We start from the raw sequence: 16,258 nt of genomic DNA on the forward strand, positions 1-16,258 counted from the left end.
CGAATGAAGCCTGGAGTAAGTACATACAGCCTTTTGCAAGCGATTAAGGCGGGAGAGATGACCGTACTGGACGTCATCGACTGGATTGCGGAGCAGGGCGGGGAACATATGGAGATCGTACCGTACGGATTTACGCTGGAGGATCAGCCGGAGCTGGCCGATGCGGTTCGTGAGCGGGCCGCCGCCAAAGGCATCGAGCTGTCTAATTATTCGATGCCGGCCAACTTCGTACAGGATACGCCGGAAGCCTTTGAAGACGAAATTGAACGCATCAAGCGGCATGTGGACACCGTTCGCCGATTGGGTATGAAGCATATGCGTCATGACGTGACCGCATTTACGCTGCCGCCGGAGAAGCGGGGCATCGATTATCTCGAAGCCAACCTGGACCAGATCGTCGAAGGCTGCCGGCGGATCGCCGATTATGCGGCGGGGTTCGGCATCACGACCACCGTCGAGAATCACGGCATGAGCGTTCAGGCCAGCGACCGTGTTCAGCGCGTGCTGCAGGCCGTGGACCGTCCCAATTTCAAAACGACGCTCGATATCGGCAACTTCCTCTGCGTCGATGAGCAGCCGCTTGTCGGCGTCAAACGGAATCTCCCTTATGCATCGCTTGTGCACGTAAAGGATTTCTATATCCGTTCGGCGGATCAAAATCCGGGAGGCGGCGCCTGGTTTCTTACCTCACACGGCAACTATTTGCGGGGAGCTATCTTCGGGCAGGGCGATATCGATGTTCGGCGGGTGCTCCGTTTGATTAAAGAATCCGGCTACGACGGATACATTACGCTGGAGTTCGAGGGCATGGAAGAGTGCCGGGAAGGCACGAAGCTTGGCCTTGAAAACCTGAAGCGGATCTGGGACGAAGTCTAAAGCACTCCGATAGGGAAGCGGCTGCCGGGCCTGCCCGGCAGCCTTGTTTTTTTGCTGAAACGTAATCATTTACTTGGAGGTTGATTGCATGATGATGCCTACGCATATCGGAGCCGTCGGAGGCTTTGTTGAGAACGGCCGCGGGGATATTCTCTTGGTCAAGACACGGCACGGCGGATGGGTTTTTCCCGGTGGCCAGGTGGAGAATGGTGAGAACTTGATGGATGCCCTGACCAGAGAAATCAAGGAAGAGAGCGGCATCGACACCGAAGTGTCGCATCTGATCGGGATTTATTCCAATACGGGCAGCTACCTGTGGCATGACGGACAAACCCCGGTTCCGACCAAGCTGATGCTGGACTTTGTATGTACACCAACTGGAGGGGAGCTGTGCACATCCGAAGAGACTTCAGACAGCCGCTGGGTGCCGAAAAGTCAGGTGCTCGACCTCGTAACCGCGCCGGCCATCCGGCTCCGCTATCAGGCTTACCTGGACTTTAGCGGTAAAATCCATTATATGGAGTACATCACGAAACCGGAATTTGAGGTTAAGATGCGAAGAACGCTTTAATCCGAATGTAACGCCCCGGGCTCGGGGCGGGTCCATTTGACCCATACCCGATAGATGGTTGTTTTATCAATGACGTGCTGCTCGTCGGCAAACACCTCACGCCTGCCGTCACCCGCGGTCTTCGCTTTCATCAGCTCCCATACCAGGGCGCCGGCGATCTTCGGATCGGCCGTCCGGTACCCGTCATACTCCCAGCCGAGTTTGTTATAGGGTTCGTCCAATGCCCATACTTGGGCTTCATACATCGAATCAAACGTCATTTCTTCATCGTGCCAAATCAAACCGGACAAGTCGTGCTGCTTCAATCCATTGCCCGTACCTTGGGTTACAAGCTCGAAAAATGGCTCAGGCTTGTTTCCATCATGCTTCATGTCCTGTCATCCCCCCAATTATCAATTCAACGAAACGCCGTACTAGCGGTGCATAAGTTTCTTGCGGATGCTTAAGGTTCGTCCAGCGCAAAAGCTCTGGAATCAAACGTCGTTGACAGCACGGTGATCGTCTGCGTGAAGCCGTACTTGCTGCAGGCCATCCGGAACTCCTCCAGCGATTGCATCGAAGCCGCAACCACCTTCAGGATAAAATTATATTGACCGCTGATTTGATGCAGCTCAAGCACGTCGGGAGACTGGGAGCAGAATTCGGTCAATGCGTTGCAGTGATCGGCCTGCACGAGAATAAACGCCGTGATCGGTTTGCCTATTTTATCAGCAGACAGCACCGCACGGTAGGATGCTATGACGCCTTTATCCTCCAGCTTGCGGATCCGCTCGGTCACGGCCGGACCGGACATGTTGATCATGCGGCCCAGCTCGGAAATGGAAATCCGGGCATCCTTTTGCAGAATATCTAAAATACGCAGGTCAATTTGGTCCATAAAGTGAACTCCTTTCGTCATTTGAAAAAAATCCAGGCAGAGCAAGCCTCTTGATTCAGATTCCGGACAGAACCTTCAAATTATAAATTCCGGAACGGTGGATAACTTCAAATTCAAAGTATAAGGGTAGGAATAACTTGGTTTTTGTATGTAACGATGCCCCTGTGACTCTTACAATGGAGTTAAGAAATCCAAACACAAGAGTCTTAGGAGGAGATAACCATGAAAACCATCATATATAGCGAAAAACATATCGGAGGGCTGAAGCTGAGCAACAGATTGATCGTTTCCCCCATGCAGCAGAACCAGGGGACGCCCGAAGCGTTCGCCACCGATTATCACGTGAACCACTACGGACGGCTTGCCGGCGGAGCCGCGATGGTGATGCTGGAATCGACCGGGGTATCGCCGAACGGCAGGCTGTTCAGCAACGACATCGGTATTTTTACGGATGAGCATATCGCCCCTTTGAAAAAAGTGGTCGAAGCTGTCCACGCCAAAAACACGCCGGTTTTCATTCAGCTTACGCATGGCGGCAGAAAGTCGTGGAGAAACGGGGTGTCTCGTCTGCTAGCACCGAGTCCGATTGCCTACGACGACGAATACGGGATTCCGGAAGAAATGAGCTTGTCGGAGATCTGGAGCGAGATCGATAATTTCCGGCTAGCTGCCAGAAGAAGCCTGGAAGCCTGCTTTGACGGCATCGAAGTGCACGCAGCACACGGCCATTTGGTGCATCAGTTCCTCTCCCCGCTGTCCAACCACCGGACAGATGAATATGGCGGCTCTCCGGAAAAACGAACCCGGTTTCTGCGTGACATTTTGGAAGCCGTCCGCTCGGAGGTGGGACGCGACTATCCGGTACTGATCCGCGTATCCGCGTCCGATTTTACCGAAGGGGGCCTTACGCCCGTAGATGTGGCGCAAATTTCTGCTTCCCTGGAACCACTGATCGATGCCGTTGACGTGTCTTCCGGCGGCCTGCTCCCGGTCAATCCCGCCGCGACGCCCGACGGGTATCAGGTACCCTATGCCTCCATTATAAAGCAATACGTGAGTATTCCCATCATTGCCGTGGGTAAAATTTACACCAAAGAACTTGCCGAGTTTATCCTAACGGACCGACTGGCGGACTTTATCGCCATCGGACGGCCGCTGCTGGGCAATCCGGAGTATATCCGCAGCACTTTTTTTACTTCTGAAGTAGAAGCCGTCGGTGTTAATTCTAATTGAGCCTTGAGATGAAAGAGTATCGAAGCTATCGTTAAGGGAGGAAGTATATGATATGAGGAGTTGTTAAAAACGGTGCAGCTAATGAATGAACATGCAGTTCCATCGGCATATCCTGACGCCGGGGGGACGCTTGAAGCCGAAACAGCCCGGCTGATACAGCTGATCTACCTGTATGCTCCGCATGACGGTGCCTTTGATCAGCGCATCCCTGGATTGTTCATCGGCCGCTATTCACGAGTAGATATGGACAACGTTAAAACCTTTTACTCGCCTTCTTTGGGAATCGTTGTGCAAGGAGCCAAGGACATCACGGTCGGGAAGGAGGTTCATCGGATCGGCCAATCGGATATGTTTGTGACGCCCGCGGCCCTGCCGGTTGCTGTTCAGACCACACAAGCCAGTCATTCCGAGCCGCTGCTTGGTGTCAGACTGGATCTGGATCCGCAAAGAATCGCCGAGTTGGTCCTGAAAGTGTATCCCCAGGGACTGCCTCCAATTCATGAACGGACTGCATGCTACGTCACTCACGCAGACTTAGGCATTGTAAGGACGATGTCGAGACTGATAGAGTATCTATTTCACCCCGGCGATGCCGAATTGCTGGCTCCACTCGCAGTGGATGAGATTTTAATACGCCTTCTGCGCAGCCCCGTCGGCGTTCATGTTGCCGAAATGGGTTTTGCTGACTCGGAAATGCAGCCTGTGGTGAAGGCCATTGCTTGGCTCCGTGACCATTTTTCTCAGCAAATAAAGGTTGAAAACTTAGCGGAATTGGAGCATATGAGTGTGTCTACTTTTTACAAGCATTTTAAGTCAGTCACGTCGATGAGCCCGCTGCAATACCAAAAAGCGCTGCGCCTTCAAGAAGCCCGGCATCTGATGTTATCTCGCCAAATGGACGCGACCACTGCATGCCGGCTTGTAGGGTATGTAAGCGACTCCCAGTTCAGCCGGGATTACAGCGCTTATTTTGGACGCCCTCCAAGAAGGGACGTTTCCAGATTGCGTCAAAGAGAACTAATCATGGACTGACCGAATGGTGTGGGTGAGGCGGGGGTTCGATCAGATTCGGGAAGCATTCCAGAATATCAGGCAAAGAGCGGCGAGGATCAGGCAAAGATCTAGGTGAGCTGTGGAGTATGCTAAGTTTAACGTTGAATCAGCGGCAAGGGGATAAGAGATCACCGCCGGAAGAGATGCAGCAGCTAAACTACTCTACAGCTTTAGGAGGACTTTACTATGCGTGTTTTTGTTACAGGAGCAACAGGCTTTATCGGTTCCGCTGTCGTCCGCGAACTCTTGGGTGCCGGACATCATGTGGTGGGGCTTGCCCGATCAGACAAATCGGCCGAAGCATTGACTGCCGCCGGGGTTGAGGTGCATCGGGGCAACCTCCACGATCTCGACAGCCTTAAAGCTGGCGCCGAGGCATCGGACGGTGTCATTCACACGGCTTTTAACACGGATTTTAACAACTTTGACGAAACCACGAACTTTGTAGACACCGTCGAAGCGGACCGGCGAGCGATCGAGACGTTGGGCGAAGCGCTCGCGGGAACGAATCGGCCCCTCGTTGTCACATCCGGTACCGCCCTTCTTAGACCGGGCCGTCTCGCGATGGAAGAGGACCCGCTGGATTCACAGTCGTTCGCAGCGCTTCGGATCCGATCCGAAGAGACGGCACTGTCATTCGCCCAACAAGGTGTGCGTGTATCGGTGGTGCGGCCCCCGCTGTCCGTACACGGCAAAGGGGATCATGGATTCATCCCGGCCCTCATCAACCTAGCTCAGACCAGAGGTTTCTCGGCATACTTAGGCAAAGGGTCTAATCGGTGGTCCGCTGTGCACCTTCTCGATCTCGCGCACCTGTTCCGGTTGGCCTTGGAAAAGGCTCCTTCCGGCGCACGGCTGCATGGTGTCGGCGAAGAAGAAATCCCGTTCCAAAATATCGCCAATGTCATTGGCCAACGCCTTGAAGTGCCGGTAAAGGCCATTCCCCCCGAGGAGGTTGATGAACATTTCGGTTTTCTTGCTGCCATGGTAAAGATGGACAACCCGGCCTCAAGCACCTGGACCCAAGAGCAGTTGGGCTGGTCTCCCGTGCAGCCCAGGTTGATTGCTGACATCGATCAGAACTACTTTACAAACTCATAATTCGGACCTACCGGCTTAGGCGGTCGACAAACCCTTGTTGGTAATTCATCTAAATTGGTTCTTCCAAAATCGCATGTATTGGCTCTGATCATAAGCCATTTTCCTTATTATAATGAAGCCATACACAAGCGAAAGGGAGGAAATGTTGATGAACAGAACCTTGGGATCATCCGGTATTCCTGTAAGCCCACTGGGGCTCGGCTGCTGGGCGATTGGCGGAAACTTTACGCTCGGCGGCCTGCCTGACGGATGGGGCGAGGTGGACGATGCGGAATCGGAAGCGGCCATTCATACGGCGCTGGATATGGGAGTAACCTTCTTTGATACGGCCGACGCTTATGGAACCGGACATAGTGAAGAAGTGCTGGGGCGCGCGGTCAAGGGGCGCCGGCAACAAGTGGTGATCGCCACCAAATTCGGATTTTTGCAGGACGCCGCGAACAGGGAAGTACATTTGCGTTACGACGTCTCGCCCTCCTATGTACGCTTTGCCTGCGAGCGTTCGCTCCGACGGCTGGGGACCGATTACATCGATTTGCTGCAAATTCATCCGGGTTCATTGACCCGCGAAGAGATGGAGTCCGTGATCGATCCGCTGGAACGTCTGCGCGGGGAGGGGCTTATCCGGGCATACGGGTGGAGCACGGGTGATGCGGAGAACGCCGAATTTTTCGCCAGCCGGTCGCATGCAGCCGCCATTCAACATGAGCAAAATGTTTTCCATGACAACCGTGCCGTCGTGGCCGTTTGCGAGCGCTTGGGTCTTGCAAGCATTAACAACACGCCGCTGGCGATGGGGCTTTTGAGCGGCAAATTCCGGCCGGAGACAAGCCTGCCGAATACGGATGTCAGAGGCAGCGGGCATGACTGGGTGAGGTACTTTAAAGACGGCAGCCCCCTTCCCGAGTTCATTGAGAAGCTTGACGCCATCAAAGAAATTTTGACGAGCGGCGAGCGGACGCTGGTGCAGGGAGCCCTTGCCTGGTTGTGGGCGAGAAGCGATGCCGCGATCCCGATTCCGGGCTTTAAAACGAGACGGCAGGTGGAGGAACTGGCAGGTGCTGTATCCCTTGGCCCATTATCGGCTAAACAAATGCAAGAAATCGATGCGATTGTGAACAGCTTCTAGCAAAGTTCGCAAGTCGATATAGGTATGATCCGACCCTCACGGCATTTCCGTGGGGGTTTGTCAATTCACAGAATTGTAATGTCAGTATAAAGAGAATGTTAAATTTTCGTACGATTTTAATGTTTTTTTAAGATAATTGGCGTATACTGTTCGCTTGAGAACAGATGGGAGTGATACCGTGCGCCAATTATTTGTGCCGTCCAGGCGGGTGGGGACAACCCTTTTCTCCTTGCTGCTCGGCGGTTTTATTTTGAACTTCTTCATGCAGGCGGCTTCGCTCGGAATGAATATCGGAAGCGTGCTGAACTGGATTTCCCAATATTACTGGCTGTATTTATCCGGCAGTTTGTTTTTCTTTTTCGTGCTGCTGGTCTGTGCCATGATTATTCCGAATGTCTATACGGGGGCGTTGATCGCTTTTATCGTATGCGTGGTCCTCGGGATCGCCAATTATGAGAAGTTGTCCACAACGGGCGAGCCTCTATTTCCATGGGATTTAATGCAGATCAAGAACGCCCAGGAAATGACGAAAATTACGAAGGGTATGATTTCGCCGACAGCAGTCATCGTATCGGTACTGCTCGTTGCGGCATTGATCTATCTGATGCTGAAGCTGCCAAAGGTCAAGGTCCGTCTTCCGCTGCGGATTACGCTTGGCATTATCTCGTTGGTGGCAGTCGGCGGATTTATACAAATGGTAGGAGGCCAGCACGCACTGGCCACATCGCTGAAGTATCAGAACATTCCGTGGAACCAGAAGGTCAACTACGCCCAGAACGGGTTCGTGTACGCCTTCGCCGGCAACCTGATGCAGAACCTGATCGAAAAACCGGAGGGTTACAGCAAAGAAGCGATCGAAGCCATCTCGCAAAAATACGGAACATCTACCGGTACGCCGTCAAACAAAACGATAGAGCAGCCGAATATTATGTATATGATGGACGAGGCTTTTTTTGACCCGACCCGGATGCCGTCCTATACGTTCAGCGAGGATCCGCTGAAGTTTATTCACCAGAACGCCCAATCGACGCCGGATGGTTTTCTGCTGTCCCCTGAGTTTGGAGGCAACACGGCCAACGTGGAATTCGAGGCGCTGACCGGCCTGTCGATGTATTTTTTGAAGGACGGGTCGATTCCGTACCAGCAGCGAATTGTCAAAATGTCCTCACTGCCGTCCATCGTCAGCATTCTGAAGGACCGGGGATACGAGGCGCTGGCGCTGCATCCGTTCGATGACACGTTCTACAACCGCAATCGGGTGTATCCGATTCTCGGCTTCGACCAATTCACGAGCGAGAAGGACCTGCCGAACGCCAAGCGGTATACGCCGAACGGCTACATTTCCGACATGGCCGCCGTGCAGGAAGCCGTTCGTGAGCTGAAGTCGGCGAGCAAGCCGACGTTCCTGCACCTGGTGACGATGCAGAACCATTTTCCGTTTACCAAGGGGTTGAACGGTTCGAACACGATTACGGTTTCCGGCGTCAAACCGGAATACAAAGACGAGCTGGAAACGTACACACATGATACCAAGCTGACGGATGAGGCGGTGGCTTACTTGAGCCAACAGCTGAAGACGATTCAGCGGCCGACGATCGTCGCGTTCTGGGGCGATCACCTGCCGGCATTGTCCTCCGGGGTGTATGCCCAGGCCGGATTTAACGACAACCCGCGCCTGAAGCATGAGACAAAGCTGATCTACTTGGCCAACTTTGATATCGGCAGCAAATCTCCGGGCACGATGAGTCCCGCTTTTATCGGACCGACCGTGTTCGAGCTGTCCGGCCAGAGCATGCCGGCGTATTACAAGCTGCTGGAGAAAGTGAAGTCCGAAATTCCCGGCTTGAACAAAAGCGTGTTAATCGGCAAGGATAACGCCGTGATCTCTGCCTTGACGCCGGAGCAGCAGTTGCTGCTGAACGATTACAAGCTTGTGGTTTACGATATGCTGGAGGGAGAGCAGTACGGCAAAGATTTGCTGTACTGAATCCATGCTCTATCATGATAAAATAAGGATGTCCCGGATTGCTTCCAATGAATTCGCGGATGTCCTTTTTGTTAGTTGGCATGGAGTGAAACAGGGAGAACTCGGTGTATATGTACTCTATTTGACAGGATGGGATTAGGATGAAAAAAAACGCAGCCACGATGTTCAGCAAAATCCGCAACGCCATTAACGCCATGATCATATCGGAACTGGAACAGCGCGGCATCGAGGGCATCGTTTCCTCACACGGCGATATTTTGTGGGCGCTGTATATCCAGGACATGCAGCCCATAACCGTCCTGAGCGAAAAAATCGACCGGACGCAGCCGACGGTCACTGTGCTCGTAAACAAACTGGAGAAGCTGGGATATGTCCGCAAAGTGAAGAGCAAGGAAGACAGCCGCATTACGCTGGTTTCGCTGACGCCAAAAGGGAAAGAATTGGAGCCGGTGTTCCAGGAAGTGTCCGCCCGTCTCAACGAGACCATATACGGCGGACTTTCCGACAAGGAGCAGGTCCAGCTTGAATCGCTGTTGGAGCAAATATTCAAGAGGTTCTAATGCTTCATCTGCAAATACATAGACATCTATGAAATTATTCGGTACACTGTAATACATAGATATCTATGTAAATAGTGAGGAGGCATTCTTTATGAAATGCGAGCTGAGACATACGACGATTCACTACGAGATTCACGGCAACGGTAAGCCGGTTTTGCTGCTGCATGGGTTTTCCTGTGACCATCACCTCATGACGGGATGTATGGAACCGGTGTTCAAGAGCCAATCCGGCTGGAAAAGGATTTATCCGGATTTGCCGGGAATGGGGGACAGCACTGTTACGGACGGTATCCAGAGTACGGATGATATGCTGAAGGCGCTCGATGAGTTTATTGGAGAAATTTTGGGGGATGAGCCTTTTATTTTGGCTGGAGAATCTTACGGCGGCTATTTGTCCAGAGGACTGCTCAAGAAGCGTCAGCATCAAATTGAGGGTCTGCTCCTGATCTGTCCGACGGCCGGACAGGCGAAGCACGACGCGCCGGCATTTCAGCTCATTGCCCGGGATGAAGAGTTTATGGCGCAGTTGAACCATCCGTACGCGGGTGAATTTACCGGGATGCATACGGTTCAGGACGAGTACAATTGGAGCCGGTTTGAACGGGAAATTGTGACCGGGCTCAAAAAAGCTAATCGGCCGTTTCTGGAGCGTTTACGCAAGCGTTATGATTTCTCGCCTGAAGCGGAGCAGCTGGGCAGCCCTTATGTGAAGCCCGTGCTTATTCTGGCCGGCCGGCAGGATCATATCGTCGGTTATCGGAATCAGTGGGCGTTTGCGAACGAGTATCCGCGGGCAAGCTTCGTCATGCTTGATCGGGCCGGCCATAATCTTCAGATCGAACAAAGCAGGTTATTCCACGTCCTGGTGGAAGAATGGCTTGATCGGGTAACCGAAGAGCAGGAGGCCAAGCACAGAAGAGCGTAACTAGGATGCGTTGAATCTGAATTTTATTCACACACAGCATATTTTCACAATGACCAGACTCCCGATATGGGGTCTTTTTTTCTGGAAGGTACCTTTTCCGGCAATAGCCCGATCTTGATAAATAACCGTTGCAAGCTTTAGGGACAGAGGGGCTTCCCCAGCGCTTTTTCTTGACGGAAGCGAAAATATTGATTATCCTTATATTTAATAAACATTAAATTTAATATGCATATAAAGGGTGGTTTTTCTGCAGCTCGATAAACTGGTCAATTATTATAAGGCTTTAGCCGACCGGAACCGGATTCGGATTCTGGTACTCCTGTCTCAAGAAGAAATCAACGGAATGACCCTTGCGGAGAAGCTGGGTGTCACCCCTGCGACGATCACGCATCATATAGCCAAATTAAAGGAAGTCGGGGTTGTCATGGAGCGCCGGGAAAAGAACGTGTCGTACTACCGGATTTCGCAGGACATGATCGAGCGTACGGAAGGCCAGCTGCTGAAGCTGATTCGAAATTATGAGCCCCAGGAGGACCAGCCAGGGCCGCAGTTGTCCGCTAAGAACGAGAAGCTTCGGGACACCGTGCTCAAAAGCTTCATCATGGATGACGGCCGCCTGAAGAACATCCCGGCACAGCTCAAGAAAAAGCTGATTGTGCTTGAGTTTATGGTGCGAAACCTGGATATGGGACGAAAATACACGGAGAAGGAAATCAACGAGTTCATTAAAACGTTTCATCCCGATTTTGCCACGATCCGCAGGGAATTCATTATGCATCACTACCTGTATCGTGAAAAAGAAATCTATGAGTTGAATCCGGTGGAAATGTGGGAAAAATGGGAGTATCTCTAGGGAGGCGGTTACGTGCTAGTAGACCCATTGGAAGTTTTGGAACGCTGCGATACCCCGCGCGGTGAAATTCAGCTGCAGCGCCGGGGCGGCGAATACGAATTGATCAGCAACGGTACGTTTCTCATGGCCACCTATAACGGCGAGTCGGAAAAAAGGCTTGTCCGTTCGGCCATCGAGGCCTGCGCCAAAGACGGCATGACCCTGCTGATCGGAGGCTTAGGTGTCGGCTATTCTTTGGGAGAGGCGGTGCATCATCCGCAAACCGGTCAAGTCACTGTCGTGGAAATCGAAGACCAGGTCATCGCCTGGAACCGGACTTATTTGGCGCCATTTTCCGGAAACGCGCTGTCCCACCCAAAGACGAGGGTCGTATGCGCCGACCTGCTGAAATGGATATCCGAGACCGACGAGACTTTCGATGCGCTATGTTTCGACATCGATAACGGGCCAGATTGGACGGTGTTTCAAGACAATGAAAGCCTGTATTCTCCGGAAGGGTTGGAGGCGCTTACCCGCCTGCTGAATCCCGGAGGCGTCATGTCTTTCTGGAGTGCTTCGGCGTCTCCGGCATTTAAGGCGCTCCTCGATTCCCTTTTTGCCGGAGTGGAAGAAATCCGCATTGAGCAGCCGCGGAACGTCGAGCCGGATGTGGTGTACATAGCCAAAACTTAAACTAGTAATCGTGCAACGCTTTATGGAAAAAAAGGTTGAATCGGTGCCTGCGGTATGGTAAATTAAGGGCATTCAAGTCATGAAAGGGTGACCTTAGGCCAATGATCTACTAATCCTATCCACACAAAACAATCGTTTGAAACGATGTTTAGGATAGGATTCGTGCGGGCTTTTTTAAGAACTCATGCCGGTGGGGCATTTGCTTCTTAAAATACGGGATCATGGCGCAGCCTCTTGACGAGAGGATTCAGCGGATTTCCATGCGTATACAGCCTCCTGTCCTGAACATCGGGACAGGAGGCTTTTTTGTGTGTCAATGAGGCGACAAAGACGCTATTAAATCTGCTGAATGACCGAAAGGAGTGACTTGCATGCCAGGTCCTAATCCGAACGCGAAGTACCCGATACCCGGGGACAACAATATGCAGTTTATCAAAAACGTGATCACGATGCCGAATTTGATCGCGGGAGATTATTCTTACTACTATGCGATCAATGGAGAGTCGTTTGAAGATCAGGTGTTATATCATTACGAATTTCTCGACACCAAGCTAATTATCGGCAAGTTTTGCTCGATTGCCGGAGAGGCGCGCTTTATGATGGATGGAGGCAACCATCGGATGGACGGCTCCACGTTTCCTTTTAACATTTTCGGAAACGGCTGGGAAGCCCACACGCCAACACTAGATCAGCTTCCGATCAAAGGGGATACCGTTGTGGGAAACGACGTCTGGATCGGACGAAGGGCAACGATCCTGCCGGGCGTGAAGATTGGCGACGGAGCGATCATCGCGGCCGAAGCCGTCGTGACAAGGGACGTCGAGCCTTACACCATCGTCGGCGGCAACCCCGCGAAGGAAATCCGCAAGCGCTACGCACCCGAGGTGATCGCCGAGCTGCTGGTGATCCGCTGGTGGGATCACGATATCGAAGAAATCGAGCGGTTCATGGGCGCCATCGCCAGCGGCGACATGGATCTGCTGCGGCAGATGGGCAGGCCGAAGCAAGAGGAAGGAGGAAGGGCGGATGAGAATTGAAATAGAGGAATTTCCCTTGCCTTTGCCGGACTCTGGGCCGTACGGTATTGCGGCTGGCAGGGATGGGACCGTGTGGTTCACGGAGCAAAAAAGGAACCGGATCGGAGCCCGGAACGAGCGCGGCGAGTTTACCGCGTTTGAGGTGCCGACGCCCAATGCGGGGGTAATGTCGATCCTTTGCGACCGAAACGGGGATCTTTGGTTTAACGAATATCATACCGGGCAAATCGGCCGGATGACGCCAGGTGGAGAGTTCAAGGAGTATAAGCTGCCGGACCCGGGCTGTGCACCGTTTGGTCTCGCTGAAGGGCCTGACGGGGCGATCTGGTTCACCGAGATGATGACCGGCCGGATCGGCAGGCTCAGCCCTGCGGGTGAAGTGACCGAGTACAAGCTTCCTCATGAGGGTGCTTTTCCATCTTTCATCACCACAGGCAGTGACGGGAAGCTGTGGTTTACGGAAAACCAAGGAAATCGGATCGGCACCATCGCACCGGACGGTTCAGTTACTCACTATGCGCTTCCAACGCCAGGTTCCGCACCGGTCGGAATTACGGCGGGGCCTGACGGCGCGCTGTGGTTTGTGCAGATCGCCGGGAATCGGGTCGGCAGAATCACGACGGACGGTGAGATAAGCGAGTATTCGCTGCCTACCGAAGGGGCGAAGCCTCACGCGATCACGTCCGGAATCGGCCAGGACCTTTGGTTCACGGAATGGGGGGCGAACCGGATCGGCCGCATCACCGTGGACGGTAAACTGACCGAATATAATATTCCGACACAGGGAGCGGAACCGCATGGCATCGCTGTGGCCGCAGACGGCACGGTGTGGTTTGCCGAAGAATGCAATCGGCTTGGACGATTGACGATCAAGTAGAGAGTGCGAAGCAAAAGTCTCAGGATCATCCGTGACCTGAGGCTTTTTGGTATGAAAATGACATATCTTTTTCTGTCCGTCTATTCGGAACAATGGACTAAGTGGATGCTCCGCGAGTACTAATTTTTTAACTATTTTTGTCGAAAGCCTTGTAAAGCAATATTAGATATATTAAATATAGATTGTATAACAGCAATGGAGAACCTCGATTCCGTTCGGCGTTCAGCATGGCGAGGTTTCAAATACGGGCCGGGAGTAGGGTGTTTCTTTCAATTGCCAACCAAATCAGCGTAAAGTTGAGGTGTATTGTTCATGCTTCGAAAGTTCACCACGGTTTGTCTCGCTGCGGTCTGTGCGCTGTCCATCTCCATGGGCGCGTCCGCCGAACCGGCGGCAAACCCCTCATCCTCATCCAGCGGCATCAAATGGCCGGAATCGCAAGCGCTTCCAAGCTTTGCTAAGGTGAAGCATCTGGACGTTGCGGACGTTTATGACGCCCCCGGAGACGTCAAGATCATGCTGGCGACCCTGCAGGGCATCGTCAACCGAAACCAGCCTCGAATCTATTTGCTGGAGAGTCAGGAAGAAGGCAAAATGACTTGGCTGAACGATCTCAAGGTGCCTTATACGGTGCATGACGATCCTTGGGAACTGGTAAGCGATTTTAAAAAAGAAGTGAAGGGAATCATCGTCTACGATCCGAAAGTGCCGGACAGCATTAACGTGGCGACAACGCTTGCCGGGCTGAAGGATGCGGTGGTCGCCAGCCCGGAGCTCAGCGCTAAGCTGACAGCGGCTCCTTATGGCCTGAAAGTGCTCGATGATTTGCAGGGCAAGTTTAAGGATAAATTGGATGCCTACACCTGGCAGTACGAAAATTTGTGGAAGCAGACGACGCACCGGATGCTGATCGGGCTGAGCCCGGATACGTCAGTGAAGCTGCCTCCGGGACTCCCGCAGTCGTTCAAAGTGGTGGCTGAGGAGAAGACGCAGGAACGGGATGCGAAGAACCGCAAGATCTACGACCTGGATTTGACGTCTTTCCTGGGTACGGATGCGGTATACCTCCGCTTTGAGGATGCGTTCCAGCAGGACGGATGGGGATCGGCCGTTCATGAAGTGACCGTGAAGGCTGATGGTCAGACGATCGCCCAGTTTGTGCCCGGAACCGATGACGAGAAGCCTTTCCTGTACGACGCCCAAGGCTCGCAGCTTTCCGCCGGCAGCGGAGGACACCGGTTCGCAGACAACGGGCGGTACTTTGTCTACGAATTTAAAGTACCTGCTGGCACGAAGTCGTTGACCGCTTCGGTGGACATGTGGAACCAATTTAAGGTGCTTGCGGGCAACGAAGCTCCGCCTTCATCGGAACAGAAAGAGCCGTACGGCTATCTCCGCGATTATGCGGTCGCCAACAAGGCGATGGTATTCTGGCTGGGCACCAATACGCCTGAGCAAAAGGCATTGTTTGATAAGATCCTTGCCGATGTTCCTGCAGGAACACCATACCTCGGCTGGTTCAGCAACGATACCGAAGGCGAATTCAACGGGGTAGAGCTGTTGTCGAACCACAGTATCTACGTTCTTGCTGCCGACTGGTTCAGTAATCTGACCGTATTTTCCGGTACGGAGAACAAAGGCCAAGGGCCGCTTCCGTCCGACAAGGTCAAGACACCAAAGCTCGAAAATAAAATTTATGTGACGTACACCTTCAGCGAAGGCGACAACTTCCAGTACAACCAGCACCGGATGCGCAATTTGTGGGATGATCCGAACCGCGGCAAAGTGCCGATCAACTGGACGTCCAGTCCGATGCTGTACGACGGGGCGCCGGCTATGCTGAACTACTACAGAAGCACGGCTACGGCGAACGACCAGCTGATCGCTGGACCTTCCGGCGGCGGGTACTTCTACCCGAACGCTTGGCCGGAGAAGACGCTGCCTGCATTCCTGAAGAAGACTTCCTCATACCTGAAAAAGACCGGAATGACCGTACCCTACGTACTGAACCGCGTTGCGAACCAAAACGTTCCGCTCAGCGACTCGGTCGTCAAAGCTTATGAGGACAATTACCGTCCAAACGGACTGCTCCTGAGCTGGGAAGATCATTTCGGTGTGGAAATCCTGAATGGAAACCTGCCTGTATCGACGATCCAGGGCATTAGTACCGTACAGGACGGACAAAAGATTCTGGCGGACGCCAAAGCAAAGTGGGATGGCAAATCTCCGCTGTTCGTATCCCTCGGACTGCTGGCCTGGAATATGACGCCGACCGATGTGGTGAAGCTGACGGATTCGCTCGGACCGGAATACCAGCCGGTGCTAGCCGACCAATACTTCTCCCTCATTCGGGAGGCGAATGATCTGCCAAAAAAGCCGTAAATCAAGGACAATAATAAAAGCGGTCAACGCGAAAAGGCGTTGGCCGCTTTTGGCATCTTATCAGAGAAAAAACTCAATATACCCATTGACAAAGGATCCAGGAATCCATTATCTTTATGATTAAA

16 protein-coding genes are annotated in these 16,258 nt (G+C 52.8%); 14 read left to right on the forward strand and 2 right to left on the reverse strand.

Annotation, left to right across the window (positions count from 1 at the left end; translation table 11 throughout):
- The first annotated feature begins 3 nt into the window (after positions 1 to 3).
- Both GCU45_RS30880 and GCU45_RS30885 read left to right on the forward strand, forming a co-directional pair.
- Positions 4 to 876, forward strand: coding sequence for a sugar phosphate isomerase/epimerase family protein (locus tag GCU45_RS30880; RefSeq protein ID WP_152403730.1), 873 nt, complete (start codon positions 4 to 6; stop codon positions 874 to 876).
- Positions 877 to 964: 88 nt separating this feature from the next.
- Positions 965 to 1,447: an NUDIX hydrolase gene (locus tag GCU45_RS30885; protein ID WP_152403732.1), complete on the forward strand. Its 483-nt coding sequence runs from the start codon at positions 965 to 967 to the stop codon at positions 1,445 to 1,447.
- On the opposite strand, the gene GCU45_RS30890 is transcribed toward GCU45_RS30885, so the two are convergent.
- On the reverse strand, positions 1,444 to 1,818 hold the full coding sequence (locus GCU45_RS30890; protein WP_152403733.1) for a hypothetical protein: 375 nt from the start codon (positions 1,816 to 1,818) through the stop codon (positions 1,444 to 1,446). The genes GCU45_RS30885 and GCU45_RS30890 overlap by 4 nt on opposite strands.
- Positions 1,819 to 1,889: 71 nt before the next feature.
- Positions 1,890 to 2,324: an Lrp/AsnC family transcriptional regulator gene (locus GCU45_RS30895; protein ID WP_152403735.1), complete on the reverse strand. Its 435-nt coding sequence runs from the start codon at positions 2,322 to 2,324 to the stop codon at positions 1,890 to 1,892.
- Between the two features lie 222 nt (positions 2,325 to 2,546).
- On the opposite strand from GCU45_RS30895, the gene GCU45_RS30900 reads away from it, so the two are divergent.
- The 12 genes from GCU45_RS30900 to GCU45_RS30955 all read left to right on the forward strand — a co-directional run bounded on the left by GCU45_RS30900 (position 2,547) and on the right by GCU45_RS30955 (position 16,133).
- Positions 2,547 to 3,557, forward strand: coding sequence for an oxidoreductase (locus GCU45_RS30900; RefSeq protein WP_152403737.1), 1,011 nt, complete (start codon positions 2,547 to 2,549; stop codon positions 3,555 to 3,557).
- Positions 3,558 to 3,638: 81 nt separating this feature from the next.
- Complete coding sequence (locus GCU45_RS30905) at positions 3,639 to 4,589, forward strand: AraC family transcriptional regulator (RefSeq protein ID WP_152404678.1); 951 nt, start codon at positions 3,639 to 3,641, stop codon at positions 4,587 to 4,589.
- Between the two features lie 207 nt (positions 4,590 to 4,796).
- On the forward strand, positions 4,797 to 5,711 hold the full coding sequence (locus tag GCU45_RS30910) for an SDR family oxidoreductase (RefSeq protein WP_152403739.1): 915 nt from the start codon (positions 4,797 to 4,799) through the stop codon (positions 5,709 to 5,711).
- Between the two features lie 148 nt (positions 5,712 to 5,859).
- Positions 5,860 to 6,840 carry an aldo/keto reductase gene (locus tag GCU45_RS30915; protein WP_152403741.1) on the forward strand — a complete coding sequence of 327 codons (981 nt, stop codon included), beginning with the start codon at positions 5,860 to 5,862 and terminating at the stop codon, positions 6,838 to 6,840.
- A 178-nt stretch (positions 6,841 to 7,018) separates the two neighbouring features.
- Complete coding sequence (locus tag GCU45_RS30920; RefSeq protein ID WP_152403743.1) at positions 7,019 to 8,827, forward strand: LTA synthase family protein; 1,809 nt, start codon at positions 7,019 to 7,021, stop codon at positions 8,825 to 8,827.
- A 140-nt stretch (positions 8,828 to 8,967) separates the two neighbouring features.
- Positions 8,968 to 9,387: a MarR family winged helix-turn-helix transcriptional regulator gene (locus GCU45_RS30925; RefSeq protein WP_152403745.1), complete on the forward strand. Its 420-nt coding sequence runs from the start codon at positions 8,968 to 8,970 to the stop codon at positions 9,385 to 9,387.
- Positions 9,388 to 9,478: 91 nt separating this feature from the next.
- Positions 9,479 to 10,312: an alpha/beta fold hydrolase gene (locus tag GCU45_RS30930; RefSeq protein WP_152403748.1), complete on the forward strand. Its 834-nt coding sequence runs from the start codon at positions 9,479 to 9,481 to the stop codon at positions 10,310 to 10,312.
- Between the two features lie 247 nt (positions 10,313 to 10,559).
- Positions 10,560 to 11,165, forward strand: a complete 606-nt coding sequence (locus GCU45_RS30935; RefSeq protein ID WP_145023034.1) for a DUF2087 domain-containing protein — start codon at positions 10,560 to 10,562, stop codon at positions 11,163 to 11,165.
- Between the two features lie 12 nt (positions 11,166 to 11,177).
- Positions 11,178 to 11,837, forward strand: coding sequence for a spermidine synthase (locus GCU45_RS30940; protein WP_244364743.1), 660 nt, complete (start codon positions 11,178 to 11,180; stop codon positions 11,835 to 11,837).
- A 371-nt stretch (positions 11,838 to 12,208) separates the two neighbouring features.
- Positions 12,209 to 12,874 carry a Vat family streptogramin A O-acetyltransferase gene (locus GCU45_RS30945; RefSeq protein WP_152403750.1) on the forward strand — a complete coding sequence of 222 codons (666 nt, stop codon included), beginning with the start codon at positions 12,209 to 12,211 and terminating at the stop codon, positions 12,872 to 12,874.
- A complete protein-coding gene (locus tag GCU45_RS30950) occupies positions 12,864 to 13,751 on the forward strand; it encodes a Vgb family protein (protein ID WP_152403751.1) in 888 nt (295 codons plus the stop codon). Before GCU45_RS30945 ends, GCU45_RS30950 begins: the two co-directional genes overlap by 11 nt.
- Positions 13,752 to 14,063: 312 nt before the next feature.
- Positions 14,064 to 16,133 (forward strand): GxGYxYP domain-containing protein, encoded by a 2,070-nt coding sequence (locus GCU45_RS30955; protein ID WP_152403753.1) that lies wholly within the window; start codon positions 14,064 to 14,066, stop codon positions 16,131 to 16,133.
- Positions 16,134 to 16,258 lie beyond the last annotated feature (125 nt).

It is taken from the genome of Paenibacillus cellulositrophicus (assembly GCF_009363095.1).
Taxonomy (GTDB): Bacteria; Bacillota; Bacilli; order Paenibacillales; family Paenibacillaceae; genus Paenibacillus_AQ; species Paenibacillus_AQ favisporus.